The sequence below is a fragment of the Aliivibrio sifiae genome (assembly GCF_002954715.1).
GTDB classification, from domain to species: domain Bacteria; phylum Pseudomonadota; class Gammaproteobacteria; order Enterobacterales; family Vibrionaceae; genus Aliivibrio; species Aliivibrio sifiae.
This window is the reverse complement of record NZ_MSCP01000001.1, coordinates 1,307,793-1,333,249: the sequence shown is the minus strand read 5'-3', so window position 1 is coordinate 1,333,249 and position 25,457 is coordinate 1,307,793. Positions and strand designations below refer to the sequence as shown.

22 protein-coding genes are annotated in these 25,457 nt (G+C 39.0%); 15 read left to right on the top strand and 7 right to left on the bottom strand.

What is annotated here, in order from left to right; genetic code table 11:
* Nucleotides 1-73 precede the first annotated feature (73 nt).
* The 5 genes from BTO23_RS05905 to pabB all read right to left on the bottom strand — a co-directional run bounded on the left by BTO23_RS05905 (nt 74) and on the right by pabB (nt 5,683).
* Complete coding sequence (locus BTO23_RS05905) at nt 74-625, bottom strand: hypothetical protein (RefSeq protein ID WP_245922083.1); 552 nt, start codon at nt 623-625, stop codon at nt 74-76.
* Between the two features lie 179 nt (nt 626-804).
* Nucleotides 805-2,166 carry an L-serine ammonia-lyase gene (locus BTO23_RS05900; RefSeq protein WP_060990803.1) on the bottom strand — a complete coding sequence of 454 codons (1,362 nt, stop codon included), beginning with the start codon at nt 2,164-2,166 and terminating at the stop codon, nt 805-807.
* Between the two features lie 96 nt (nt 2,167-2,262).
* Nucleotides 2,263-3,513, bottom strand: coding sequence for an aromatic amino acid transport family protein (locus BTO23_RS05895; RefSeq protein WP_060990804.1), 1,251 nt, complete (start codon nt 3,511-3,513; stop codon nt 2,263-2,265).
* 189 nt (nt 3,514-3,702) lie between these two features.
* Nucleotides 3,703-4,284: a CoA pyrophosphatase gene (locus BTO23_RS05890; protein ID WP_105063152.1), complete on the bottom strand. Its 582-nt coding sequence runs from the start codon at nt 4,282-4,284 to the stop codon at nt 3,703-3,705.
* A 28-nt stretch (nt 4,285-4,312) separates the two neighbouring features.
* On the bottom strand, nt 4,313-5,683 hold the full coding sequence (gene pabB, locus BTO23_RS05885) for an aminodeoxychorismate synthase component I (RefSeq protein ID WP_105063151.1): 1,371 nt from the start codon (nt 5,681-5,683) through the stop codon (nt 4,313-4,315).
* A 166-nt stretch (nt 5,684-5,849) separates the two neighbouring features.
* On the opposite strand from pabB, the gene BTO23_RS05880 reads away from it, so the two are divergent.
* The 6 genes from BTO23_RS05880 to BTO23_RS05855 all read left to right on the top strand — a co-directional run bounded on the left by BTO23_RS05880 (nt 5,850) and on the right by BTO23_RS05855 (nt 13,670).
* A complete protein-coding gene (locus BTO23_RS05880; protein WP_060990807.1) occupies nt 5,850-7,376 on the top strand; it encodes a fumarate hydratase in 1,527 nt (508 codons plus the stop codon).
* 147 nt (nt 7,377-7,523) lie between these two features.
* A complete protein-coding gene (locus tag BTO23_RS05875; RefSeq protein WP_105063150.1) occupies nt 7,524-7,880 on the top strand; it encodes a DUF2799 domain-containing protein in 357 nt (118 codons plus the stop codon).
* Nucleotides 7,881-7,983: 103 nt separating this feature from the next.
* Complete coding sequence (locus tag BTO23_RS05870; protein ID WP_060990809.1) at nt 7,984-9,018, top strand: efflux RND transporter periplasmic adaptor subunit; 1,035 nt, start codon at nt 7,984-7,986, stop codon at nt 9,016-9,018.
* Between the two features lie 2 nt (nt 9,019-9,020).
* Nucleotides 9,021-10,103, top strand: coding sequence for an efflux RND transporter periplasmic adaptor subunit (locus BTO23_RS05865; protein WP_105063523.1), 1,083 nt, complete (start codon nt 9,021-9,023; stop codon nt 10,101-10,103).
* The gene (locus BTO23_RS05860; protein WP_060990810.1) at nt 10,100-13,177 is read left to right on the top strand and encodes an efflux RND transporter permease subunit; all 3,078 of its coding nucleotides are present in this window, start codon (nt 10,100-10,102) and stop codon (nt 13,175-13,177) included. The genes BTO23_RS05865 and BTO23_RS05860 overlap by 4 nt, the downstream gene beginning before the upstream one ends.
* 106 nt (nt 13,178-13,283) lie before the next feature.
* Nucleotides 13,284-13,670, top strand: coding sequence for a DUF2750 domain-containing protein (locus BTO23_RS05855; protein WP_060990811.1), 387 nt, complete (start codon nt 13,284-13,286; stop codon nt 13,668-13,670).
* 96 nt (nt 13,671-13,766) lie between these two features.
* Here the strand turns inward: BTO23_RS05855 and BTO23_RS05850 are convergent, their stop codons facing one another.
* The gene (locus BTO23_RS05850) at nt 13,767-14,957 is read right to left on the bottom strand and encodes a cystathionine beta-lyase (protein WP_105063149.1); all 1,191 of its coding nucleotides are present in this window, start codon (nt 14,955-14,957) and stop codon (nt 13,767-13,769) included.
* Between the two features lie 143 nt (nt 14,958-15,100).
* On the opposite strand from BTO23_RS05850, the gene BTO23_RS05845 reads away from it, so the two are divergent.
* From BTO23_RS05845 to BTO23_RS05805, 9 genes are all read left to right on the top strand, one after another.
* Nucleotides 15,101-15,451 (top strand): hypothetical protein, encoded by a 351-nt coding sequence (locus BTO23_RS05845; protein ID WP_060990813.1) that lies wholly within the window; start codon nt 15,101-15,103, stop codon nt 15,449-15,451.
* Nucleotides 15,452-15,690: 239 nt separating this feature from the next.
* Complete coding sequence (gene yiaY / locus BTO23_RS05840; protein WP_105063148.1) at nt 15,691-16,836, top strand: L-threonine dehydrogenase; 1,146 nt, start codon at nt 15,691-15,693, stop codon at nt 16,834-16,836.
* A gap of 256 nt (nt 16,837-17,092) precedes the next feature.
* Nucleotides 17,093-17,689, top strand: a complete 597-nt coding sequence (locus BTO23_RS05835) for a GTP cyclohydrolase II (RefSeq protein ID WP_060990819.1) — start codon at nt 17,093-17,095, stop codon at nt 17,687-17,689.
* A gap of 217 nt (nt 17,690-17,906) precedes the next feature.
* The gene (locus tag BTO23_RS05830) at nt 17,907-19,160 is read left to right on the top strand and encodes an imelysin family protein (RefSeq protein ID WP_105063147.1); all 1,254 of its coding nucleotides are present in this window, start codon (nt 17,907-17,909) and stop codon (nt 19,158-19,160) included.
* A 177-nt stretch (nt 19,161-19,337) separates the two neighbouring features.
* A complete protein-coding gene (locus tag BTO23_RS05825; RefSeq protein ID WP_105063522.1) occupies nt 19,338-20,756 on the top strand; it encodes a di-heme oxidoreductase family protein in 1,419 nt (472 codons plus the stop codon).
* A 10-nt stretch (nt 20,757-20,766) separates the two neighbouring features.
* Nucleotides 20,767-21,786: an imelysin family protein gene (locus tag BTO23_RS05820; RefSeq protein ID WP_061002253.1), complete on the top strand. Its 1,020-nt coding sequence runs from the start codon at nt 20,767-20,769 to the stop codon at nt 21,784-21,786.
* Nucleotides 21,767-22,885 carry a DUF1513 domain-containing protein gene (locus tag BTO23_RS05815; protein WP_105063146.1) on the top strand — a complete coding sequence of 373 codons (1,119 nt, stop codon included), beginning with the start codon at nt 21,767-21,769 and terminating at the stop codon, nt 22,883-22,885. The genes BTO23_RS05820 and BTO23_RS05815 overlap by 20 nt, the downstream gene beginning before the upstream one ends.
* Before the next feature lie 78 nt (nt 22,886-22,963).
* Nucleotides 22,964-23,617, top strand: coding sequence for an MBL fold metallo-hydrolase (locus BTO23_RS05810; protein ID WP_060990823.1), 654 nt, complete (start codon nt 22,964-22,966; stop codon nt 23,615-23,617).
* Nucleotides 23,618-23,819: 202 nt separating this feature from the next.
* Nucleotides 23,820-24,206, top strand: a complete 387-nt coding sequence (locus BTO23_RS05805) for a hypothetical protein (protein WP_060990824.1) — start codon at nt 23,820-23,822, stop codon at nt 24,204-24,206.
* 181 nt (nt 24,207-24,387) lie between these two features.
* Here BTO23_RS05805 and BTO23_RS05800 read toward each other — a convergent pair whose 3' ends face one another.
* Nucleotides 24,388-25,305 carry a DUF3943 domain-containing protein gene (locus tag BTO23_RS05800; RefSeq protein WP_060990825.1) on the bottom strand — a complete coding sequence of 306 codons (918 nt, stop codon included), beginning with the start codon at nt 25,303-25,305 and terminating at the stop codon, nt 24,388-24,390.
* Nucleotides 25,306-25,457: the final 152 nt, after the last annotated feature.

The following is a 25,457-nucleotide window of genomic DNA, read 5'->3' as shown; positions in this document are numbered from 1 at the left end:
CTTCCTGATTACTTGTTAATAGATAAAAAAATGGCGGATGATTATCCGCCATTTTTTATATAACCATTTTAAATTAGTTTACTTTGATGATATTAAAGCGTCCCATTTTTTTCAAAACGGGTAAGAACTCTTTATTCACTTCAAGCATTACCTTTTTTGCTTTACTGTAAGCACTTAATTTGTCATTTCCGTTACCATGAGAGAATAAACGACTTTTGGGTTTATACTCGCCATCGACTATCTCTTTCCAACGGACAATATAATAATCAGTAGTACGAACTTCTCCAGAATGCAGAGTACGTTTTTTCGTAATGATATCAGGTTCTAGGCTGTGTGGTAGACGTTCGAATAGACTTGGGTAGTTAAGCACCATGCTCCAACAATTTCCCCACAATTCTTTTCCAACTTTATTTCTTTGTTTAATTGCTTCTTTTAAGGCCTTTTCTCGGCCTTCTTTTAAACAACCGACAGAACGGTTATACATACCATCATCAGGGGTATGTATATGGATTTTTACGCAGTTAAATGAATGAGAAATAAAGCGATGTTCGCTGTTCATCCCAGTCCATTCAGCTCTTAATTTTTGCGCTCTTGGCGAGAGTGTATGTTTTTTCTTATTCATCATAGGAATGTACTAATTATTTGCATAAGGTCATTATTACAGTAACTGAGTCATTTGTTAATAGCAAAGGTGGTTTATTCAGCAACTTATTGCATATATTTAGTATAGGAGAGATAAAGCAGAAAGGGAGAAATAAAAAGAGGGCGATATACGCCCTCATTATTGAGTAAAGTCAGCTCTGATTAACAGATAACTTTGATTGCTAAGCCACCTTGAGAGGTTTCACGATACTTAGCATTCATGTCTTTACCTGTTTCAAGCATAGTCTCGATAACTTTATCAAGAGAAACTCGAGGTGCAGATGAACGACGAAGAGCCATACGTGTAGCGTTGATAGCTTTAACCGCAGCAATACCATTACGTTCGATACAAGGAACTTGTACTTGACCAGCAACAGGGTCACACGTTAAGCCTAAGTTATGTTCCATTGCAATTTCTGCAGCCATACATACTTGCTCAGGGCTACCACCCATAAGTTCAGCAAGGCCTGCGGCAGCCATAGAACATGCCACGCCAACTTCACCTTGGCAGCCTACTTCAGCACCAGAAATTGAAGCATTTTGCTTGTAAAGGCCGCCAATTGCGCCAGAAGCCGCAAAATAACGAATGTAATCTTTTTCTGTTACTGTTTGAATAAACTTATCGTAGTAAGCTAAAACTGCAGGGATGATGCCACATGCGCCGTTTGTTGGGGCAGTAACTACTCGACCACCTGCTGCATTTTCTTCATTTACAGCGAATGCGTACATGTTTACCCAATCAACCACTTCCATTGGATCTTTTGATGTTTTTTCTGATGTTAGTAGCTGTTGACGAAGCGCTGCTGCACGGCGAGGAACACGCAGAGGTCCTGGAAGGATCCCTTCTGTATTCATGCCTTTTTCCATGCAATCGCGCATGGTTTTCCAAATTTTAGCGAAATAAGTACGAACTTCATCTTCTGCAAGAATCGCGTGCTCGTTTTTCATCACTAATGTGCTAATAGATAAGCCATGTTCTTTACATAAATCAACTAATTCAGATGCGTAGTTGAACGCATAAGGAACTTGGATTGATGATTCAACTTCTTTACCGAAGTGTTCTTCATCAACAATAAAACCACCACCGATAGAGTAGTATGTTTTAGAGTAAACAACGTCACCATCAACCCACGCATGGATTTGCATACCATTTTCGTGAAGTGATAGGTTAGATGTGTGGAAATTCATTCCGCCATCTTTTGGAAACTCTACCGTATGGCAATGCATGCCAACAGGTAAGCGCTCTGTTTCTTCAACGCGAGCGATGAAGCCCGGAATAGAGTCAATATCTACGTGTTCTGGCGTGTTACCTGCCAGACCCATAATGATAGCGATATCAGTATGGTGACCTTTCCCTGTCAGTGATAATGAACCGTAAACATCAACAGTGATTTTAGTGATATCACGCAGTTTGCCCATGCCACGTAAATCGTCAATAAACTCTTTACCTGCTTTCATTGGACCAACGGTGTGGGAGCTAGAAGGACCAACTCCGATTTTGTAGATATCAAAAACACTAATCATGTTATTACCTCGAATAAGCCCCCAAAAGAGGGGGCTTTATTATCATTATTATTAACTTCGTATAACTTAGGTTTATATGAGTTTATAAACTAGCTATTAAAGAGCGCCGTAGATTACAGAAGTAATCGCCGCAACACCACATAATGCTGTGAAGATTTGTACAGGTGCTGAAGTTTTGTACTTAGCCATTGCTGGTACTTTACGCATTGCGAAGATAGGTAGTAGGAATAGGATAGCTGCAATCATCGGTGCGCCCATTGTTTCAATCATTCCAAGGATACTTGGGTTGATGATAGAAACGATCCACGTAGTAATAACGATGAAGATAAGAGAGAACTTCTCAAGTTTAGCAACAGGAGCATTTGAACGAGATTTAGCTAGGCCAACAAGACCTTCATGAGCACCAAGGAAGTGACCGAAGTAGCTTGAAGTGATAGCAGCAAATGCAACGATAGGACCCATGATAGAAATCATTGGAGATTCGTGTACGTTAGCTAGGTAAGAAAGAACTGAGATGTTTTGTGCTTGTGCTTGTGCTAGTTGCTCTGGAGATAAAGAAAGAACTACAGAGAAAACGAAGAACATTACAAAGCTCATTAGCATCATAGCTGCACCGCCAGTGATCATGTCAGTTTTACCAACTGCATCTTCACCGTAAACGCGACGTTGTTCTTTAGCAAACTGGCTAATCACAGGGCTGTGGTTGAAAGAGAAAACAATGATTGGAATTGCTAACCAAACAACTGAAGGCATAGAGCTCCAATCTGGGTCAACGGCAATCATTGAAGTGTTCCAACCTGGAATTAGGTAGATAGACAATGCCATTAAGATGAATACAAGAGGGTAAACCATTGCTGATGTTGCTTTCAGCATAAGTTCTTTACCAAATACTACGCCACATGTCATCAGAGTGATAAGAACACCTGAAAGTAACCAGCGTGGAATAGATTCCATACCAAGTTGGTTAACCATGAAAGAGTCTACCGTGTTTGTGATACCAACACCGTAAATAAGTACAATTGGGTAAATCGCGAAAAAGTAGGCAAAAGTGATTAGGTTCGCGCCAGTTTTACCAAAATGCTCTTCTACCGTATCGGTAATATCAGCGTCTGGGTTTTTAGCAGAAAGAACAAAACGAGCCAAACTTTTGTGTGCAAACCAAGTCATTGGAGCAGCAATTAACGCAAGAATAACTAGAGGCCAAAAACCACCAGCACCAGCCTTAATTGGAAGGAATAAAACACCAGCACCTACAGCAGTACCGAATAGAGAAAGACACCAAGTGAAATCTTTATAAGTCCACTTTGCTTTTTTTGCACCAATTGATGCAGTATTTGTTGTTTGCATAATTATTATACTCTTAATTTTTTGGAACAGGAATTTTGGGAACGGCGCTATTGTCGTTATTTTGGCGAGAAAAACTTTGACGCAGATCGATAAATGAAAAAAGATGAACGAAGATCGAAAAATAATTGATAATGATCACAGTAGATGTATTGTTCGTATTAGAAAAACTTATCAATAATGCTAATTTTTCTAAGTTGAAATGTAATTCATAGAATGAATGATTTCAGCAGTAATGCCCCAAATGAGTTTTTTCTCAAATGGGATAAAAATTAGCTCATAAGTATGTTTTTTGTTAAAAACTTTGTGTTTCGTCGTGTTTATTGGGTTAAGTAGATGGGTGAGCGGTGCTTCAAATGTGCCACTAACCTCACCGTAATCGATTGCGGTGGTATAATTTTCATCAATGATAGCAACGATAGGGGTTACTTTATAACCGGATATTGTTGGTATTGTGTTAAGTTTTACTAATGGTTTGATCTGCGAGGGTTGGATACCTATCTCTTCATTTGTTTCACGAATAGCGGTATGAATGAGGGATAAATCAGAGGGTTCGACCTTGCCTCCAGGGAAGCTAATTTGACTTGGATGATGACGTAAATGTGGCGCTCTTTGCGTTAAAATTAAGTGCAAACCAGAGGGCCTTTTTACCAGAGGAACGAGCACTGCGGCAGGCTTGAAATTATCATTTTCAAAGCGTGGGTGTTGTAATAATGCATCACTATAAGAATTCGGCTTATTGAGCAATAATTGGGTAAGTAAATATCTATCCATAAGCCAAATCCTTTATTGAAATGAATAATTATAAAATAGGAAGAATTTTGCCTAATTTATGTAGTGTCTCCTCATATTCTAGTTCAACTTCGCTATCTGCAACAATTCCTCCGCCAGCGGCGGCATATAATGTATGTTCATAAGCGATTAACGTGCGAATGGTTATACTTGTGTCCATTGATCCGCATCGACTGATATAACCAATGCTACCACAGTATAAATTACGACGATGGGGTTCTAACTCTTCGATTATCTCCATTGCTCTTATTTTAGGGGCACCGGTAATTGAACCTCCAGGGAAAGATGCTTTGAGTAAATCGCAAGCAGAATATTCCGTTTTTAGTTCGCCGATAATGGTACTAACAAGGTGATGTACTGCTGGAAAAGATTCAATCTCAAATAGCTTAGGGACTTTTACGGAGCCTGGTTTTGCAACTCGGCCTATATCATTGCGCAATAAATCTACAATCATTAAATTCTCAGATCGATCTTTTGCACTATTACGTAATATTTCAGCTTCTTTAGCATCAATAATTGGATCTTGTGAGCGAGGGCGCGTGCCTTTAATTGGTTTGGTTTCAATCTGTTTATTTTTTACTTGTAAAAAACGTTCAGGCGAGACAGAAAGAACAGTGAGATCAGGCGTTCGTATAAAAGCAGAGAAAGGGGCCCCGTTATTTATAGCTAGTTTTTGATAAGCAAGCCATTCTGAGCCTTGATAATCGGCTTGAAAGCGTTGTGCTAAGTTAATTTGATAGCAATCTCCGGATTGAAGATAGGCTTGCACTGTATTAAATTTGGTCGCGTATTCCTCTTGAGTCATGTTTGATTGCCAGTCAGAGGTTAATATAAATTCTTGTTTATCCTCTTTTATTGCTACAAATTGTTTTAACCAATCAAGACGATTACTACTTTCTGGTTGTATTAAAGTAAGTGTCGACGTTTTATGATCCGCAACCAATGCCCAATCATATATGCCAACCGCCATTTCTGCTGTTGGAATATCTTGCATAGCGATAGAAGGAATAGATTCAACTCTACGGCCTAAATCGTAGCTGAAATAGCCTAATGCTCCACCAATAAAGGGCAGTTTGCTTATTGAATCACAATGCGGGGTTAATCGTTCTTGATAATGAGCAAGTAGTTGAAAAGGACAAGCTTCGCTGGTTACTGGGTCTCTCCCTACTACGTTAATATGAGTGACGTGGTGGTGAGTCTCTAAGGTAGCAATAGGATCAGCAACTAAAATATCGTAGCGATTATCTATGTGTTTTTGAGCTGATGAGTGAAGCAACATTGCCCAAGGTTGGTTTTCTATAGCAGAAAATAAATCAATCACAGAATTTGATTGATAATCAAGTAGGGTAATTTGTAGTTTTGCATCTAATTGATTGTTCATTTTGAGTTTTTTTATAACCAGAATGTGATGAGCAACGATAGCCTTGAATGGAGAGCAAGAGTATCATATTGCGAGTTCTAAAAGAAAATATAGATGACAATAGCTCAAGTCATTAAAAAATATAATTTTAAAATAGCCATGGAAGCATAAATATTAAGAGGGCCCTATGACGACTGTTCGTAAAGAAACCATCATCCGTAATGAAGATGTGATCAGCTCTGTAGCTGATGCACTGCAGTATATTTCTTACTATCACCCACTTGATTTCGTTCAAGCGTTAGAAAAAGCATATCATAGAGAGCAAAGCCAAGCGGCGAAAGACGCCATTGCTCAAATTTTAATTAATTCACGCATGTCGGCAGAAGGACATCGTCCTATTTGTCAGGATACGGGGATTGTAACGTGCTTTGTTAATATCGGTATGAACGTTAGATGGGAAGGGGACTTAACCGTTCAGCAAATGATAGATGAAGGTACTCGCCAAGCGTACACGAATCCAGATAACCCTCTTCGTGCTTCAGTATTGTCCGATCCTGCGGGTAAACGTATAAATACAAAAGATAACACACCAGCAGTGGTACATATAAATATGGTGCCGGGCGATAAAGTTGAGATTCAAATTGCGGCAAAGGGCGGCGGTTCTGAAAATAAAACAAAAATGGTGATGCTAAATCCTTCTGATGATGTGGCTGAATGGGTAGAAAAAACCTTACCATTAATGGGAGCGGGTTGGTGTCCACCAGGAATGTTAGGTATAGGTATTGGTGGAACCGCTGAAAAAGCAGCCGTATTAGCGAAAGAATCATTAATGGAACATATCGACATTCAAGAGTTGATCGATCGTGGTCCAGAGAACGCAGAAGAAGAGCTTCGTCTTGATATCTTTAATCGCGTGAATAAGCTTGGTATTGGTGCACAAGGCCTTGGTGGTTTAACAACCGTTGTTGATGTAAAAATCAAATCAGCCCCAACTCATGCGGCATCAAAACCAGTGTGCATGATCCCAAACTGTGCGGCAACCCGTCATGTTCATTTTACACTTGATGGTTCAGGTCCTGCTGATCTACAACCGCCAAAATTAGAAGAATGGCCAGATATTACGTGGGAAGCCGGCGCTAATACACGCCGAGTTAACCTTGATAAACTAACAAAAGATGATGTGCTTGAATGGCGCACCGGTGAAACGGTTCTATTAACAGGTAAAATACTAACGGGGCGTGACGCAGCACATAAACGCCTTCAAGGTATGATTGAAAGCGGTGAAGGCTTACCTGATGGTGTCGATTTTAATGGTAAATTTATTTACTACGTAGGCCCAGTTGATGCCGTTGGCGATGAAGCGGTTGGTCCTGCTGGTCCTACAACTTCAACGCGTATGGATAAGTTTACTGACATGATGCTAGCAACAGGGCTAACAGGCATGATAGGTAAAGCTGAACGTGGCCCTGCAACAGTAGCTTCTATTAAAGAAAACAAAGCGGTTTATTTAATGGCCGTTGGTGGAGCTGCTTATCTCGTAGCTAAAGCGATTAAGAAAGCTCGCGTAGTCGCATTTGAAGATCTAGGTATGGAAGCTATCTATGAATTTGAAGTAGAAGACATGCCAGTAACCGTTGCTGTTGATTCTACTGGCGCAAATGCTCATCAGATCGGCCCAGATACTTGGAAAGTTAAAATAGCAGAAATGGAATAAAGTAATAATTAGTTAAATTTCTTCTATAATTTTAATAAGCACTCATTTATTGGGTGCTTTTTTTATATTTGTATCTTTAATGTGAATGAATTGAGTGTAATATGAGATATTCGAAAGTAAGTATTTGATATTTATTATGGAGGCGTAATGAAAAAACTAACAACTGGTTTACTAGTTACCACTCTTATGGGGTGTGCATCTTCAGTAACTCAGCACACAACAAAGAATGTAGATGATTGGTTTAATATTGGTGAAAACAGAGCTCAGAATGGTTTAGTCATTCAATCAGAAAAGCAATTAACTCAGAATTATTCCGATGATGAAATGACATCTCAATTCTATAATGCTTATCTTCAAGGACACGAATCTGGAGTTAAAATCTACTGCGATCAAAATCCTTATGTCTTAGGATTAAGTGAAGAACCATACTTTGGGTTATGTAATGAAGAGAACTCAGATTTCTTAGGTGAATATAAAAAAGGCTTAAACCATAAAAAGGAATAAAAAATTATTTTTTAATAACTTGTCTCAGTTATTTGCTGGATGCATAGAAATAAATAAGCAATAATTCTTATATAAATAAATTTATTATTACAAGGAACAGTATATGTTCAAGAAAACGGCCATTGCAGCAGTGCTAAGCTCCGTTTTATTAACAGGGTGCGATACTAAAGCCCCTGAAATAGCGGAGCCTGAATCTCGTCCTGCAAAAATAATGACGGTTTCTGTTGGTGAGCATGAAACGTCTCGATTATTTCCGGCTCAAGCAGAAGCGGGTGATAAGGCAGTTCTTGCATTTAGGGTACCCGGTCAACTGAATAGTCTAGATGTTCATGCAGGTCAGGTTGTCACTAAAGGGCAATTATTAGCAACAATTAACCCAGATGAATATCGTTTAATTCAAAAACAAGCTCAAGCACAGTATCGATTGATTGATGTTCAATATCAACGAGTTAAAAAACTTCGAAAAGATAAAGTCGTTTCGGAACAAGATTACGATACCGCAGTAGCAAATAGAAAAACGGCGAAAGCAACATTAGATCAAGCCAGCGCAAATTTAAGTTATACCAAATTATCTGCCCCTTATGATGGAACCATCTCATTATTACCAACTGAAAACTTTGAATATGTAAATGCAAAGCAATCGATTATGCATATTCAAACTAATGATATTTTATACGTCGCCTTCCAACTTCCAGATTATCTATTACAACGATTTAGCTTCTCAGAAGTATCTGCAAGCGTTTCTTTTGATTCGTTCCCTAACTCAACATTCCCTTTAGAATTTGAAGAAATCGATACCGAAGCTGATAGTAAAACCTCAAGTTACACAGTGAAAATGAGCATGCCTAGACCTAAAGATTTAGGGATATTACCGGGCATGTCAGGCCAAGTAAAAGTCACGATTCCAAAAGGAGGAAGTGAGAAACTTCCACTTTCAGCCATTGAACAAGATGGTGATATGACTTACGTATGGCGCGTTTCGGATGATGGTACTGTTGAGAAAGTGGCTATTGAGTTGAATGATAAGCGACAAGTAACTTCTGGCCTTAATGATTCTGACCGAATCGTTTCTTCTGGGATCTCTGGATTAGAAGAAGGAGTTAAAGTGCGTAAATGGGTTAAGGAAAGAGGATTATAATGATGCAGAGATTAATGAGATTTTCTTTACTTTCTACCACACTATTACTGACCGCTTGTGGCCCCGAGTCAATAGATTCAACAATAGAAGCGCCAAATGTTCTTACAAAGACGATGGACTCAAGTTTAGCGAGTGACCGTCTTTACCTTCCTGCAGTAGCAACGGCGGCTGATCGCTCTCATCTTAGTTTTCGTCTTTCTGGAGAAATAACAGAGTTAAATGTTCGAGCTGGTGAAACGGTTAAAAAAGGACAGTTATTAGCGGTATTGGATAAAACCGATTATAACATTGATGTTGATAATGCTCAGGCAAGATATAACGTAGCGAATAGTCAGTATAGACGTTCAAAACCACTAGTCGATAAAGGCTTACTTGCGAAATCACAATTCGATGAATTAGCAGCGCAGCGACAAATTGCATTAGCAGATTTAGAGCTAACGAAACTTAGATTAAGTTTCACAGAGTTAAAAGCGCCGATTGATGGCATTATTTCACGAGTCAGTGTTGAGCAATTTGAAAACATTCAAGTTGGCCAGCAAATTGTGAATATTCATAATCGTGATGCCGTTGATATTACCGTTCAAGTCCCTGATAAGTTATATGCAAAACAACCAAATCAAGGTGTCATTGATCAAATAAGAACCACTGTTCGTCTTGATGATGGCAGCACACATGAAGCCAAAGTTAAAGAATATACAACAGAGCCAGATCCTGAGTCAGGTGCTTATCTAGTAACGCTAACCATGCCAATGCCAGAAGACAAATTTATTTTAGATGGTATGGCGGTAGAGGTGACAGCAGATCAACATGATTTAAATATCTCGAATCAGTTCGGTATGGTGATCCCTATTGAGGCCGTCTTTAATCAAGATGGTGATGACATTGATAGGAACAACAAATATGTATGGCTTGTTGATGAGAATAATAAAGTTAAGAAGCAAAAAGTGATTACGACAAAAGCTACCTCAACAGGATTAAAAGTAGTTGATGGCGTTTCAACGGGCGATCAAATTGTGATTAAAGGGGTATCGCGTTTAAGTGATGGCATGGAAGTAAATATCATTAACGCGGAGGCAAAATCATGAGTAAAGAAAAAGGAATCGCAGCTTACTTTATACAGAATAAAGTCATCAGTTGGATGCTGACTTTGATCTTTATGATTGGTGGTACTTCAGCATTTTTTGGTTTAGGACGTTTAGAAGATCCCGCTTTTACGATTAAAGATGCGATGGTTGTTACCAATTACCCAGGTGCGACACCTGAGCAAGTAGAAGAAGAAGTCACTTACCCACTAGAAAAAGCAATTCAGCAATTAACTTATGTTGATGAAGTAAATTCAATTTCAAGCCGTGGCTTGTCTCAAATTACCGTGACCATGAAAAATAACTATGGTCCTGATGACTTACCACAAATTTGGGATGAACTTCGCCGTAAGGTTAATGATTTAAAACGTCAACTGCCACCGGGAGTAGGAGAGCCTTCAGTCATTGATGACTTTGGTGATGTTTATGGGGTGCTTCTTGCGGTAACAGGCAAAGGATACTCTTATAAAGAACTACTCGATTATGTAGATTACTTGCGACGTGAACTAGAACTAGTTGATGGAGTAAGTAAAGTTTCGGTATCTGGTGTTCAGCAAGAACAAGTATTTATTGAAGCGTCATTAAAACGAATGACAAGCTTAGGTATCTCGCCACAGACGTTATACAGCTTACTTTCAAATCAAAATACAGTGTCTAGTGCGGGTGCGGTAAAAATTGGTTCAGAGTATATTCAAATTCACCCAACGGGCGAGTTTGAAGATGTATCTCAATTGGGTGATTTAATTATTACCGAAGGTGGCGCTCAGGGGCTTATTTATCTAAAAGATATTGCTGAAGTAAAACGTGGTTATGTTGAAGTACCGAGTAACTTGGTTAACTTTAACGGTAACTTTGCTTTGAATATGGGTGTGTCGTTCAGTGCAGGCGTTAACGTTGTTGAAATCGGCAAGATGGTTGATCAACGTATGCTAGAGCTGAAAGAGCAACAGCCAATTGGTATTGATATATCTGAGATATACAGCCAACCAAAAGAAGTAGACAAATCAGTCAGTGGCTTTGTGGTCAGTCTTGGTCAAGCCGTTGCAATCGTAATTATTGTACTCCTGTTTTTCATGGGCGTTCGTTCTGGATTATTGATTGGACTTATTCTGTTATTGACGGTGTCAGGTACGTTTGTCTTTATGAAGTACTTTGCTATCGACTTACAGCGTATCTCACTAGGTGCTTTAGTTATTGCCTTAGGGATGTTGGTCGATAATGCCATTGTGGTGGTCGAAGGTATACTCATTGGTATGCAAAAAGGCCGAACGAGAATGCAAGCGGCAACCGATATTGTAACGCAGACAAAATGGCCATTGCTCGGTGCAACTGTTATTGCGGTAACTGCGTTTGCTCCAATTGGTTTATCTGACGATGCAACGGGTGAGTATTGTGGAACCTTATTTACTGTTCTACTTATTTCATTAATGTTGAGTTGGTTTACTGCAATTTCATTAACGCCTTTCTTTGCTTCTCTATTCTTTAAAGAAACAGTACAAGACGAAGAGGAAAGTCTAGAAGAAAAAGATCCGTATAATGGAATGATCTTTGTCGTTTACAAGCGATTTCTTGAGTTTTGCATGCGTTACTCAGCAGTTACTATGATTATTTTGGTTATTGCGCTTGGCGGAAGCATGTATGGCTTTACTAAAGTTAAACAGTCTTTCTTCCCGTCTTCAACAACACCAATTTTTATGGTGGATGTATGGATGCCTGAAGGGACTGATATTCGTTCAACTAACGATACATTAAAAGAGTTAGAAGAGTGGATTCTGGAGCAGCAACATATCGATCATGTAACGACGACCGCCGGTAAAGGTCTGCAACGATTCATGCTGACGTATGCGCCAGAAAAAAGTTATGCGGCATATGGTGAGATAATGACTCGTGTTGATGACTATCAAGCCTTGCCTGATTTAATGGCTAAGTTTCGTGAGCACATTGAGGCTAACTACCCTCAAATTCAATATAAGTTAAAGCAAATTGAATTAGGGCCAGGTGGTGGTGCGAAAGTTGAAGCTCGAATTGTAGGTGCCGACCCAACAATACTTCGTGGTTTGGCTGCACAAGTTATTGAAGTGATGCATAACGACCCTGGTGCGACAAACGTTCGTCATGACTGGCGTGAGCGTACTAAAGTTATTGAACCTCAGTTTAATGAGAGTCAAGCTCGTCGTTATGGTATTTCAAAAACTGACGTTAATGATCTGCTTGAAATGGCGTTTTCTGGTAAAGCTATCGGTGTGTACCGAGATGGTACGACATTAATGCCAATCGTCACACGTTTACCTGAAAATGAACGTGTTGATATCAGCACTATTGAAGGCATGAAAATTTGGAGTCCAGCGTTATCACAATACATTCCATTGCAACAAGTGGTATTGGGGTATGACGTAATTTGGGAAGATCCATTAATTGTGCGTAAGAACCGTAAACGTATGTTAACGGTTATGGCTGATCCTGATCTTTTAGGTGAAGAAACAGCGGCAACCCTTCAAAAACGCTTACAACCACAGATAGAGGCGATTGATTTTCCTACAGGTTATAGTTTGGAGTGGGGCGGTGAGTATGAATCCTCACGTGATGCACAAGCGTCGCTATTCCAAACCATGCCGATGGGTTACCTGTTCATGTTTTTAGTGACAGTGTTCTTGTTTAACAGTGTGAAAGAGTCGGTGATTGTATGGTTAACCGTACCACTTGCCTTAATTGGGGTAACCAGTGGTCTACTGTTACTTAATACACCATTTGGCTTTATGGCACTGCTTGGCTTCTTGAGTTTAAGTGGCATGCTATTGAAAAATGGTATCGTATTACTCGATCAAATTGAAATCGAAATACATTCAGGAAAAGAACCGTACCATGCGGTAGTTGATGCGGCATTGAGTCGTGTTCGTCCGGTTTGCATGGCGGCGATCACTACGATTCTAGGTATGATCCCGCTATTGCCAGATACCTTCTTTAAGCCAATGGCGGTAACCATTATGTTTGGTTTAGGTTTTGCAACCGTACTGACCTTAATTGTGGTTCCTGTGTTGTATCGTATGTTCCATAAAATTAAAGTCGTCGAATATTAATCAAAGATTGGTATAAACTCTCATTCAAGCCCACATTGTCATACGCAGTGTGGGCTTTTTTTGGTATTATGCGGAGGATAATCTTTCCCACTGATAGGAATTGGTAATGAGCCAACTAGATCAACAAGCAATGGAAAAAATCGTAAATTCTCATGAAGAAGAGCGTTTTACTTACTTTATGAAAGAAGTTGTCGCTAATCGTGAAATTTGGATTTTGACTGATGAACACGGTTGTGTGATGTTGAATACCGAAGAAGAAGATTGCGTTCCTGTATGGCCAAATAAAGAGTTTGCAGAAGCATGGGCAACAGGCGAATGGGATGTATGTAAAGCAGAGTCTATTTCATTAAATAAATGGCATAGCCGTTGGACTACAGGCCTTGAAGATGATGAATTAGCGGTTGTTGTATTCCCGAATCAAAATGAAGAAGGGCAAGTTCTTTTCCCTGATGAGTTTGATTTTGAATTAACAAAGCAAGAAAGAAAGCGTTAATTTTTTATCAGAATTGATATTAAATACAGACAGATATGAAAATGGCGACTCATTTAGGAGTCACCATTTTTGTAAGTAAAAACGATATAAACTGAGTTAGGCAGAGAGCATATCTTGATATCGAGCTAAACCTTGCTCTAAATCTTCAATCAAATCATCCACATCTTCTAATCCAATATGAACACGGATCAAGGTTCCTTCAAACTGAGGATGAGCAACCGTTCTTAACGCATTAAAGCTTTTTGGTTCATTCGCTAAGATCAAACTTTCAAATCCGCCCCAAGAATAGCCCATACTAAAATGACTCATGCCATCAAGCAGGGCGGTTGTTGCTTTAGTGTCTGATTGTTTTAAAACAAAAGAGAACAATCCATTACAGCCTTTAAAATCACGTTGATAAATATCGTTACCTGGGCAACTTTCAAGCGCAGGGTGACGAACGTGATCAACAAGTGGATGTTCAGCCAACCAACTTGCTACTTTAAGGCTGCTTGCTTCATGCTGTTTCAGACGAACGCCCATAGTACGTAAACCACGCATAGCAAGATAAGCGTCATCAGGTGAGATACATTGACCCATTAGGTAGCTTTGCTCACGAAGTTGATCCCAGTGTTTTTCATTCGCAACCGCGGTACCTAGCATAACATCGGAATGTCCGACAATGTATTTAGTTGCCGCTTGAATCGATATATCAACGCCATGATCAAAAGGTGAGAAGTTCACACCCGCAGTCCACGTATTATCAAGCATAACGACAATATCGGATTCATGTGCGATACGAGCAAGTAGCGGAACGTCTTGAACTTCCATCGTGATAGAACAAGGCGATTCAGTAAATAGCACCGTGGTATTAGGCTTAATTAAATCACGAATGCCTTCACCAATCATTGGGTCGTAGTAGGTGGTTTCAATACCCATTTTCTTCAAGATGGTGTCACAGTAATCACGAGTTGGCTCGTAACAGCCATCAACCATTAGAATATGATCGCCCGTTTTTACAAAACACAAAATCGCATTCGCAATCGCAGCGGTACCACAAGGGTATAAAGCACAACCTGCGCCGCCCTCTAACTCAACCATAGCATCTTGCAGGGCAAAGTGGGTTTCAGTACCACGGCGTCCATAAAATAGAGTTTGTTTTGCACGATTAGCCATAGCATGATTTTTTTCAGCAACGGTATTAAATACCACGGTAGAAGCGCGTTGAACAGGTGGGTTTACCACGCCTTTTGTCCATTTTTTACTGCGACCAGCGGTAACGTATTTGGTATCTAATTTATCTGACATCTGAATCCATTCAATAATAGGTAATTAATAACTCCATAAAGCCAAAGTGAAGGCGAAATATCAAGGATTAAAACGAATTCTTATCGAATAAATTTTTATTGCTGATAAAATCACATCATCGTTAACCTAAGAGTTGAATTAAAATGCAACAGAATGAATTTGAAATTTTAGTTAAAGAACTGTGCCAAAAAGAAAATCTCCCTCAAGTGCTAGAAGCATTAAAAGCATGTGAAGACCAAGATATTGTTGACGCAGCACAATCGCTAGCAGGTCAATTCCGTCTTGCTGAAGTAGAAGGTGAGCAACGTATCTACCACGTATTTAATGATGAAGATGAAAACGGCGAAGCACAAGAGCTTGCTGAGTGGATCATGAACGAAGGAGATGACGTTATTAAATTCATCGCTTGGTTCTTCTATGCAATGTTCGACATGAAACAAAAAGAAACGTACCAAGCAGCAGGTAAAACTTACCAACAGCCAAAGCGTTCTTAGAGCGACTTCATATTTTCTAAAGCCAATAATTATCTTTTATTGGCTTTATTATCAATTAATTAACCTTTATTATCTCATTTTAATTAAACTTACCACTAAAGTATGAGCCACTTCTCAGTTCTCTTGTAACTAGACTTTACTTGTTGCAAAAATTGTCTTAGATCAAAAAGTTATTATGCACATCAATGTTACAACATAATTAGTTCTTAAAAATTACATAAATTATATTGGAGTTGGTTATGAGTGCATTTTTTATTCCTACCGTAAATTTAATGGGTGCAGGCTGTCTTACTGAAGCAATGGATAGCATTAAATCTCAAGGCTACAAAAAAGCGTTAATCGTTACTGATAATGTATTAGTAGCAATTGGTATGGTTAAGCAAGTTTCTGACTTATTGGCTGCTCGTAACGTAGATGTTGCAGTGTTCGATGGGACACAACCAAACCCAACTATTGGCAATGTAAATGCAGGTCTTGCGATTTTAAAAGAAAACGAATGTGATTTTGTTATCTCTCTTGGCGGTGGCTCACCGCACGATTGTGCAAAAGGCATTGCATTAGTTGCTGCAAATGGTGGTGAAATTGCCGATTATGAAGGTGTAGATCAATCACCAAAACCACAAATGCCTTTAGTTGCTATTAATACAACCGCAGGTACCGCATCTGAAATGACGCGTTTCTGTATCATTACCGATGAAGCTCGCCACATTAAAATGGCAATTGTAGACAAACATACAACACCATTAATGTCTGTGAATGATCCTGAATTAATGCTTGCTAAACCAGCATCATTAACCGCTGCTACAGGTATGGATGCATTAACACACGCTATTGAAGCGTATGTATCTATTGCGGCAACTCCAATCACAGATGCTGTCGCCATTAAAGCAACGGAACTAATTCAAGCGCATTTACGTACCGCAGTAAAAGATGGTCAAAACCTAGAAGCGCGTGAGCAAATGGCGTACGCACAATTCATGGCTGGTATGGCATTTAATAACGCCTCTTTAGGTTATGTTCATGCAATGGCGCACCAATTAGGTGGTTTTTACGATCTTCCACATGGTGTATGTAATGCGATCCTTCTTCCTCACGTGCAAAGCTACAATGCAAAGGTATGTCCTGAACGCTTAAAAGATGTAGCAAAAGCAATGGGTGTAAATGTAGAAGGGATGACGAATGAAGAGGGTGCTCAAGCGGCTTTAGATGCAATTAAAGTATTATCACAAGATGTGGGTATTCCTTCTGGTTTAACAGAGCTAAACGCGAAGGAAGAAGATTTTGATACATTAGCAGAGAATGCATTGAAAGACGCTTGTGGTTTTACTAACCCTAAACAAGCTACACATGATGAAATTGTGAGTATTTTTAAAGCTGCAATGTAACAAACGAATGTTATTAATTACTTGTGAATTATTACTTATTAGAAATATTGTCTTGTTCTTAAATGGTTTTTCTGGGTGATAATTGAGCATTTAATCGATGTTATTGGTATAAATAAGTAATTTATTAATAAAGGACTAACATTTGTTAGGCCTTTTTTTTGCGTCTTGCATTTTAACTAGATATGCTTATGATCTTTTTATCTGGTTAAATCGTAGAAGGTCTACTCTTCTCATTGAAAAAAGGCAGTAAATCAGCATGGCAGACGTAAGAGCTCGCATAGAGCTAATGGTTGGACAACAAAGTAATATCCCTGCAGAAATGCTTTCATTTGAAGGGCTAGAGACTGAAAAAGAACACGTTGCTGTCGTGTTCAAGCAAGCAGATAAAACACAAGCAACGCCTTTGGTTCGTATGCATTCTGAATGTTTAACTGGTGATGTGTTTCACTCATCTCGTTGTGACTGTGGGGAGCAATTAGAAGAAACTATAAATCGTATGTCTGAGAGTGGCGGTATTATTTTATATCTTCGCCAAGAGGGACGCGGTATTGGTCTATATAATAAATTAGATGCTTATGAGCTTCAGAGCCAGGGTATGAATACTTATGAAGCGAATAATCATTTAGGGTTTGGCGATGATTTGCGTGATTTTAAAGAAGCAGCACAAATGCTTAATGCGCTTGGAATTACTAAAATAAAATTAGTGACTAATAACCCTAAGAAAATACAAGATATTCAAGATTACGGTATTAAGTTAGATGAGGTAGTTAACACTCATGCCCATGTTAAGAAAGGCAATGAGCATTACTTACAATCTAAAGCAGACCACGGACATAAACTCGATTTAGATTGATAAAAAATTGATAAATACTAACAGTTATAAACAGGCCTCATCATTGGATGGGGCTTTTTTATATTAGAAGTACCTTTGTTAATCTAAATGATAAATATTTGCATTTCTATTTGTTTTGGGTATATTACGCAAATAAAAATAAATACTATTAATATATCCTTACAAGATCTAACTAATAGTTGACATATTCTATTCATTTGCTCAACAAGGACGATTTATGAACCGCGTCAAATTTGCTCGAAACATCGTTACCGCATCACTCTTCATTTTACCTACCTTTTCTTATGCCGCGACTCAAACAGAAGTCGTTGAACATTATGCCGATATTGCTCATGCGGTATACAGTGACTCCCTAACGACAGCTCAGCATCTTGATAAAGCAATACACACTTTTTTAAATAACCCATCAAAGAAAGGCTTGCAAACTGTTAAAGCAGCATGGAAAGCGGCGCGAGTACCTTATCAACAATCAGAAGTATTTCGCTTTGGTAATGCCATTGTTGATGATTGGGAAGGACAGTTAAACGCATGGCCATTAGATGAAGGCTTGATTGATTACGTTGCTGACGATTACCAATATGAACTAGGTAATGATGGTGCAAAAGCAAACATGATTGCCTCTACTTCAATCAAAATTGGTGCAGAGACTCTCGATGTAAAAAGTATTGAAGCAGATAAACTTGCTGATCTTAATGAACTTGGTGGTTCAGAAGCAAACGTAGCTACGGGTTATCACGCAATTGAATTCCTATTATGGGGTCAAGATTTAAATGGTACTAACGCTGGTGCAGGTGAACGCCCATATACAGATTACGTAATTGGTTCTGCATGTACTAATGGTAATTGTGAACGTCGTGCAGAGTATCTAAAGTCTGCTTCTGAATTGTTAATCAAAGATTTATCTTGGATGGAAAAACAATGGAAAGAAGGTAGGAAGAATTACCGTACTGAACTGCTATCAGAGTCATCAGAGCAGGGCTTACGTAAAATGCTATTTGGTATGGGATCATTATCTCTTGGTGAATTAGCTGGCGAACGAATGAAAGTCGCATTAGAAGCAAATTCTACAGAAGATGAACATGATTGTTTCTCTGATAACACACATAATTCCCATTACTATAATGAACAAGGGATTTATAACGTTTACACAGGTACGTATATACGTGCTGATGGTTCTCAATTATCAGGTCCAAGTATTCATGATCTTGTTGCTAAAGAAGATAAAAAGGCAGCAAAAGAGATTAAGCAACAGTTTGATGCAACCCGTAATCAGGTTGGAACATTAGTATCTGCTGCTGAAAAGGATAATCAACACTTTGATCAGCTTATTGCTTCTGATAACACTGCGGGTAATGCATTGGTGAATAAATCGATAATGTCGTTGGTATTACAAACTGCCTCTATTGAACGTGCAGCAAACGTCATTGGTATTACTAGCCTAAATCCAGATACAGCGGATCATGAGTTTTAATTCTAAGGAAAAAACGTAATAAAAGTAGCAATTAGCTCAATCACTTTCTCCCTAAAATAGTGATTGGGCTCTTTTATTTATAATAATTGGTCTTATCGAAATTAAAATAAATATAAACAATGCCTATATTGGCAGGCGATAAGAATCATATTAATGATTATCAGGATGTCAGATATCATGAACTCAGTAATGCTTGGAGCAATTACTTTACTCTCAACCTTCTCTTTTTCGGTTTATTCTTCCAATGTAGATTCAGTAGATAGCATTTCTATGAACATATCATCCGGTGGTAAAACAAGCGTGATGAAAGAAGGTCAAAACGCATTTTCTTTACCCGCCGCAAATCTACCAATGAGTAAGCGGTTAGATTTTAGTGTCGGTAACAGTTTTTTTCGTAACCCTTGGGTACAAGCTCCAGCGTCTACTGATGCTAGAGATGGTTTAGGTCCTCTCTTTAACACTAATGGTTGTCAGAATTGCCATATTAAAGATGGGCGTGGTCATGCGCCAAGAGAGGGAGATACTAATGCGGTTTCTATGTTGGTGCGATTAAGTATTCCGGCATTAACTCCTGAGCAAAAAAGACGTGTCATTTTAGAAGGGGTGATCCCTGAGCCTATTTATGGTGGTCAGTTACAAGATTTTTCACTATCTGGAGCTAAACCAGAGGGGCAAATCCATATAACTTACACATCACAACATATTACGCTTTCTGATGGTGACGTTGTCACGTTACGTAAGCCCAATTTATCAATCACAGAATTAGCGTATGGGGATATGGCAGATAATGTATTGATGTCTGCACGTATTGCGCCGCCAATGATTGGTTTAGGGTTATTAGAATCTATCCCTGAATCAACGATTTTAGGTTTTGCTGAGCAACAGAAACAAGAGAATAAAGTGATTTCAGGTAAAGCTAATCAAGTATGGGATGCTAAGGCTCAAGAGTTAGCATTAGGTCGTTTTGGCTGGAAAGCAGGACAACCAACATTAATGCAGCAGAATGCCGCGGCGTTTAATGGTGATTTAGGCTTAACCAGTAATATGTTCCCTAAAGATGATTGCACTCAAGCTCAAACTATTTGTGAAAAACTGCCTTATGGCGGAACTCCAGAAGTGAGTGACAAAATCTTAAATTTTGTTGAATTTTACTCACAACATTTAGCCGTACCTGTTCGTCGAAATGTTCAAGATCCTCAAGTCATTAAAGGGCAACAGTTATTTAAAGATATCGGCTGTGAAAGTTGCCATAAAACGAATATCAAGACGGCAAAAATTGAAGACAGACCGGCGTTATCTAATCAGTTAATTCACCCTTATACCGATATGTTACTTCATGATATGGGACAAGGCTTATCTGATAATCGACCAGAGTTCTTAGCTAATGGTCAAGAGTGGAGAACACCACCTTTATGGGGAATTGGTTACACACAAGAAGTGAATGGCCATACTGAGATGCTACATGATGGTAGAGCTCGAAATGTACTAGAAGCTGTTTTATGGCACGGCGGTGAAGCACAACAAGCACGCGATAAAGTCGTTCAGTTATCAACACAAGATCGTAATGCATTATTAGCATTTTTAGATTCGTTATAAGGTGTAAGTAATGAAAAATATCTATCTATTGTTAAGCAGTACCATTTTTCTTACTGCCTGCCAAAATACTAATGAGGCTAATCAAGTTCCTAGCTCAACCAATATGATTGACCATGTTTATTATATTGAACAACAATCTGCCCAACGTTTACTTGAATCTAGCCAACGATTGGCTGAGAGTTTTGAAGAATACTGCACGAATAAAACAGCAAAAGAAACGGTGGTTATGCAATGGCAACAGACCATGCAATTGTGGATGGCATTGCAAGGTCAGGAGAGAGGGCCAGAAGCGGCGCTGAGCTTAAATTGGAATATTCAGTTTTGGCCAGATAAGAAAAACACCACTGGGCGAAAAATGTCTCAACTGTTGAAAAAAGATCAAACTTGGAATAGTGAGTTGATTCAACAACAGAGTGTTACGACCCAAGGTTTAGGTGCGGTGGAGTGGTTGTTATTTGATCCTGCATCGACGTTACCAGCAACAGAATCGTGTCAATTAGGTCAAGCTATTACTGAAAATTTGGTGCTTAATACGAAAAAAATGGCTCAAGCATGGCAGGTAAATCCATGGTCACAGTTAGATGAAACTATGTGGTTAAATGAATACATAGCATTGCTTGCTAATCAACTTGATTACAGTATGAAGAAGCTTAGTCGTCCGTTGGCTAAAATAGGACAGCCTCGACCTTATTTTTCTGAATCGTGGCGCTCAGAAACCTCTCTAATTTGGCTTAAATATAATGTCATGGCTATGCGTGATCTCTATTTGGCAAATGGTGTTGGGCTTGATCATTATTTACAAGAGCAAGGACACTCAGACTTAGCTGAAAGAATAGAAGACCATTTTAACTCTACGTTAGATACATGGCCAGAATCGTCATCACTATTTGCTGAGTTACAGACTAAATCTGGTTACCAAAACACCTTGGCTTTGTACAATAAATTAGAATATTTGAAATACTTGATCCATGAAGAAGTCGCTATCGAATTGAACATTGCTATAGGGTTTAATGCAACCGATGGCGATTAATAATCAAAGACGAAAACTATTGAAAGGCAGTTTTGGGGCGGTCGCATTATCACCTTGGTTAACAGCCTGCTCATCTACAGCACATGAGGATAAAAAAGCCTCTTTAATCTCTTGCTCCCGAACGGCTAATGGTCGTTTTGGTGCAGTGGTGGCTGATAGTGAAGGTTATCCAATCCATTCTATCTCTTTACCAGAAAGAGGGCATGGAGTGGCTATATCTCCTAATGGTGAGCTGGCGGTTGCCTTTGCTCGTCGTCCGGGAAATTATATGCAGTTGTTTTCTATTAAAACAGGTCAAAGTTATTCTATTACCGCTGCAATGCCCAATCGTTATTTCTATGGACATGGAGTGTTTTCTTCTGATGGGCTTACGCTATATACCACAGAGGGCGAAAAGGATACGAGTGAAGGCGTTATTGGTGTCTATCAATTGCAAGGAACTCAACTAATAAAAGTGAAAGAGTTCTCTGGATTTGGTATTGGCCCGCATGAGGTCATCCGTTTTGATGACACAACCTTAGCGATCGGAGTGGGAGGTGTTCATACTAAAGGTAGAGTGCCTGTTAATTTAGAATCAATGAAGCCAGCATTAGTTTATTTATCAACAGAAACGGGAAAGGTACTCGAATCGGTTGGTTTGCCTGATCATAAACTAAGTATTCGTCATCTATCTTTAACTGGTGATGGACGTGTATTGTGTGGGCAACAATATAGAGGAGAACCCGAAGATGGCGTTCCATTGATCGCTGTGCATCGTCGTGGAGAATCTTTGCAATTATTAAATGCAGAGCCCGAAGAGTGGCTTCGGTTTCATCATTATATCGCAAGTATTGCTGTATTGGGCGATCATGTTCTAGCGACCTCCCCAAGAGGTAATTGTTATGGTGTATGGAATTTAGCAACGAATAAATTAGTTGAGGTAGTTTCGTTAGCCGATGCATCTGGGGTGGTCGTTAATAATAGCGATAGTGACCAACCACAATGGCATATTAGTTCAGGCACAGGAAGAACGATTAACCGAACTGAGCATGGCGATGTAACAAGCCATCAAACCAATATTATGTGGGATAATCATTGGAGCAAAGTTCCACAAGTTTGATTACGGATACTATATCTAAATTCCCCTTAAATAATAGCCGTGGTATTCTTAATACCATTATTTTAGGAAGAGAAAATCATGAGCTTACAATATCAAATTATTCCAGTGACGTCTTATGAGCAAAACTGTTCAATTGTATGGTGTGACGAAACAATGAAAGGGGTTGTGATTGATCCTGGTGGTGATGTTAAATTGCTAAAACAAGCGATTGAAGCATTGAATATTGAAATTGTGAATTTGGTATTAACCCACGGGCATTTAGATCATGTTGGTGGTACAGAAGAGTTAGCTGAAATTACTCACGCTCCAATTATTGGACCACATAAAGAAGATAATTTTTGGCTACAAGGACTCCCAAATCAAAGTCAACGATTTGGTTTCCCACATACAGATGCGTTTGAACCAAGTAAATGGTTAGACGAAGGCGACGTTGTTGTATTTGGTAATCAAGAGTTGCATGTATTACATACTCCTGGCCATACTCCAGGTCATGTAGTGCTGTTTAATAAAGAAGCTGAAATGGCTTTTGTTGGTGATGTATTGTTTAAAGGTGCGATTGGCCGCTCTGATTTCCCTAAAGGGGATTACGAGACACTTATTTCTTCAATTAAAACAAAACTGTGGCCTTTGGGTAATAACATGAAATTTGTACCAGGGCATGGTCCGGAATCTACATTTGGCTATGAGCGCAAAACAAACCCGTTTGTTGCGGATGAAATGCCTTTTTGGTAAGAAATTTGGCAAAAGTGCCGCACTTTTCGCCATACAGTGTCACCATCCCTATAAATATTGCGCGTTTTTTGGTATAAAACGCGCTTCGCCAATTCCAATACAACTATTTGAGTTTCACTTTAGGAATTGACATCTTTTTTCCGCTATCATTTTGAGCGTGTTTTGCTTAAAAATAGACATAGCGCAACGGAGTTTAAGTTTCATGAAAATTGCTCACAAACGTAAAGTACAGTCTAAGCTGCATAAACGCATTAAAGCAACTGCACCAAAAACTGAAGTGAAAAAAGCAGCTAAACCTGCAAAAGTAGCTAAACCAGTTGAGAAAAAGGTGGAAGCAGTAGTTGCAGCAGCACCTAAAGCTGCAGTAGTAGCAACAGATATTGCTCTTACACCAAAGCAACAGACTGTATTTGATATTGTTTGCCAGAATCCTGAAGGTATCAATTCAAAAGAGATTGGCGTAGCAGCTGGTCAAGAAGAAGCAAAAGCGGCAGCATGGGCTACAGGTGGTTTGAAAAAGCTAGTTGAAGAAAACCTTGTTGTACGTGAACAACTTGCTGGTAATAAAGTAATTTACAAAGCAGCTTAATGTTTTAGTAAGTAGCTTTAAGACACAAAAAAGCCGAGATTGCCTCGGCTTTTTTGTGTCTGTCACTTTGGTATTATATTGCAACTGAACGATTGCTTATTAAAAATGAAAAGATAACCTAGGTGGATTTAGATATAAAAAAAGACATCGCTTAGGATGTCTTTTTTGAGTATCTATGTACTTAAAATTTTAATTTAACTTCAAGGCCGACAAATTGGTCTGTGTAAGGCATACCTGCATCATAAGCAAATTGTGCAGCATCACCATTACTGAACCATGCATTGTACGCTAGGTTAACTTCGGTATCGCCACCCCAGGCATCAGTAACCCAGTAATGAATATGGCCAACAGGGTTTAAGAAGAACAAGCTAAAGCTACCAAGTGCTTCTGAGCCCATCACTTCACCACCGTTTTCAGTAATGCTGAGCTCTTGTTGTAACATTAACTCACCAACAACAGCGCCAAAGAATGGAGTTACAAATAAATCTTGAATGGAGGGTACTTCAGCGAATGCCTCTACACCATATTCCCAAAAGAAAGTAGACATAGTAGTAGAATATAAGAAAGATTCAAACTCATTAAAACCAGCATGACGAGCAGCAGTATAGTAAACGCCGCCAAAGTAAGGATGCATAACGTAATTTAAGAAATGTTCATCTTTATCCCAAACAGGGCCAGCACTAACGTTATCTTTCCATTTGCTACCAAGGCCTTTAAGACTTGAGTCTTCAGAATCCCACTTTGTAATACTTTCTGGTAAAAATGTCATTAAGCCTACTGTGGCAACACTCAAACCGAGAATGGTATAAGACTGTTCTAATAGGTAATCCCAATCACGTTCATCAGACACACGTAAATAATGAGGTAGAGCAGTATCTGTAGAAAAAGTATCTGTTTCTGCTACTTTTGATGGTGTGGTATCACCGTCTAATCGCATTGGAGAAAAGTTAAAAGCAGCATTTGAACAATAGCTAGAATAAATGTTTGTAGAACAATCATTTTTATATTCCATGTCATAAGCGCTGTTAGTATCGAGTGCGTATGCGTTTGTTGACGCTGCACAACCTAAAAGCAAACTGGCTATTGCTTGTTTTTTCACAGAAAGTCCTTAATCAATTAAATACTGAGCTAGATCACAATTATCTACTATTAATTGAGAAAAGCAAAACATAAAAGTAAAAAAAGGCCTCTTTATTCCTCATTCGAAGAGATAAATAGGCCTTAAATACAGAGGTTTATAATATATAGATT

Bases quoted from the DNA above. Each gene is read 5' to 3' on its own strand.
- BTO23_RS05905 (WP_245922083.1), bottom strand. From the start codon at position 625: ATGATGAATAAGAAAAAACATACACTCTCGCCAAGAGCGCAAAAATTA.
- BTO23_RS05900 (WP_060990803.1), bottom strand. From the start codon at position 2,166: ATGATTAGTGTTTTTGATATCTACAAAATCGGAGTTGGTCCTTCTAGC.
- BTO23_RS05895 (WP_060990804.1), bottom strand. From the start codon at position 3,513: ATGCAAACAACAAATACTGCATCAATTGGTGCAAAAAAAGCAAAGTGG.
- BTO23_RS05890 (WP_105063152.1), bottom strand. From the start codon at position 4,284: ATGGATAGATATTTACTTACCCAATTATTGCTCAATAAGCCGAATTCT.
- pabB (WP_105063151.1), bottom strand. From the start codon at position 5,683: ATGAACAATCAATTAGATGCAAAACTACAAATTACCCTACTTGATTAT.
- BTO23_RS05880 (WP_060990807.1), top strand. From the start codon at position 5,850: ATGACGACTGTTCGTAAAGAAACCATCATCCGTAATGAAGATGTGATC.
- BTO23_RS05875 (WP_105063150.1), top strand. From the start codon at position 7,524: ATGAAAAAACTAACAACTGGTTTACTAGTTACCACTCTTATGGGGTGT.
- BTO23_RS05870 (WP_060990809.1), top strand. From the start codon at position 7,984: ATGTTCAAGAAAACGGCCATTGCAGCAGTGCTAAGCTCCGTTTTATTA.
- BTO23_RS05865 (WP_105063523.1), top strand. From the start codon at position 9,021: ATGCAGAGATTAATGAGATTTTCTTTACTTTCTACCACACTATTACTG.
- BTO23_RS05860 (WP_060990810.1), top strand. From the start codon at position 10,100: ATGAGTAAAGAAAAAGGAATCGCAGCTTACTTTATACAGAATAAAGTC.
- BTO23_RS05855 (WP_060990811.1), top strand. From the start codon at position 13,284: ATGAGCCAACTAGATCAACAAGCAATGGAAAAAATCGTAAATTCTCAT.
- BTO23_RS05850 (WP_105063149.1), bottom strand. From the start codon at position 14,957: ATGTCAGATAAATTAGATACCAAATACGTTACCGCTGGTCGCAGTAAA.
- BTO23_RS05845 (WP_060990813.1), top strand. From the start codon at position 15,101: ATGCAACAGAATGAATTTGAAATTTTAGTTAAAGAACTGTGCCAAAAA.
- yiaY (WP_105063148.1), top strand. From the start codon at position 15,691: ATGAGTGCATTTTTTATTCCTACCGTAAATTTAATGGGTGCAGGCTGT.
- BTO23_RS05835 (WP_060990819.1), top strand. From the start codon at position 17,093: ATGGCAGACGTAAGAGCTCGCATAGAGCTAATGGTTGGACAACAAAGT.
- BTO23_RS05830 (WP_105063147.1), top strand. From the start codon at position 17,907: ATGAACCGCGTCAAATTTGCTCGAAACATCGTTACCGCATCACTCTTC.
- BTO23_RS05825 (WP_105063522.1), top strand. From the start codon at position 19,338: ATGAACTCAGTAATGCTTGGAGCAATTACTTTACTCTCAACCTTCTCT.
- BTO23_RS05820 (WP_061002253.1), top strand. From the start codon at position 20,767: ATGAAAAATATCTATCTATTGTTAAGCAGTACCATTTTTCTTACTGCC.
- BTO23_RS05815 (WP_105063146.1), top strand. From the start codon at position 21,767: ATGCAACCGATGGCGATTAATAATCAAAGACGAAAACTATTGAAAGGC.
- BTO23_RS05810 (WP_060990823.1), top strand. From the start codon at position 22,964: ATGAGCTTACAATATCAAATTATTCCAGTGACGTCTTATGAGCAAAAC.
- BTO23_RS05805 (WP_060990824.1), top strand. From the start codon at position 23,820: ATGAAAATTGCTCACAAACGTAAAGTACAGTCTAAGCTGCATAAACGC.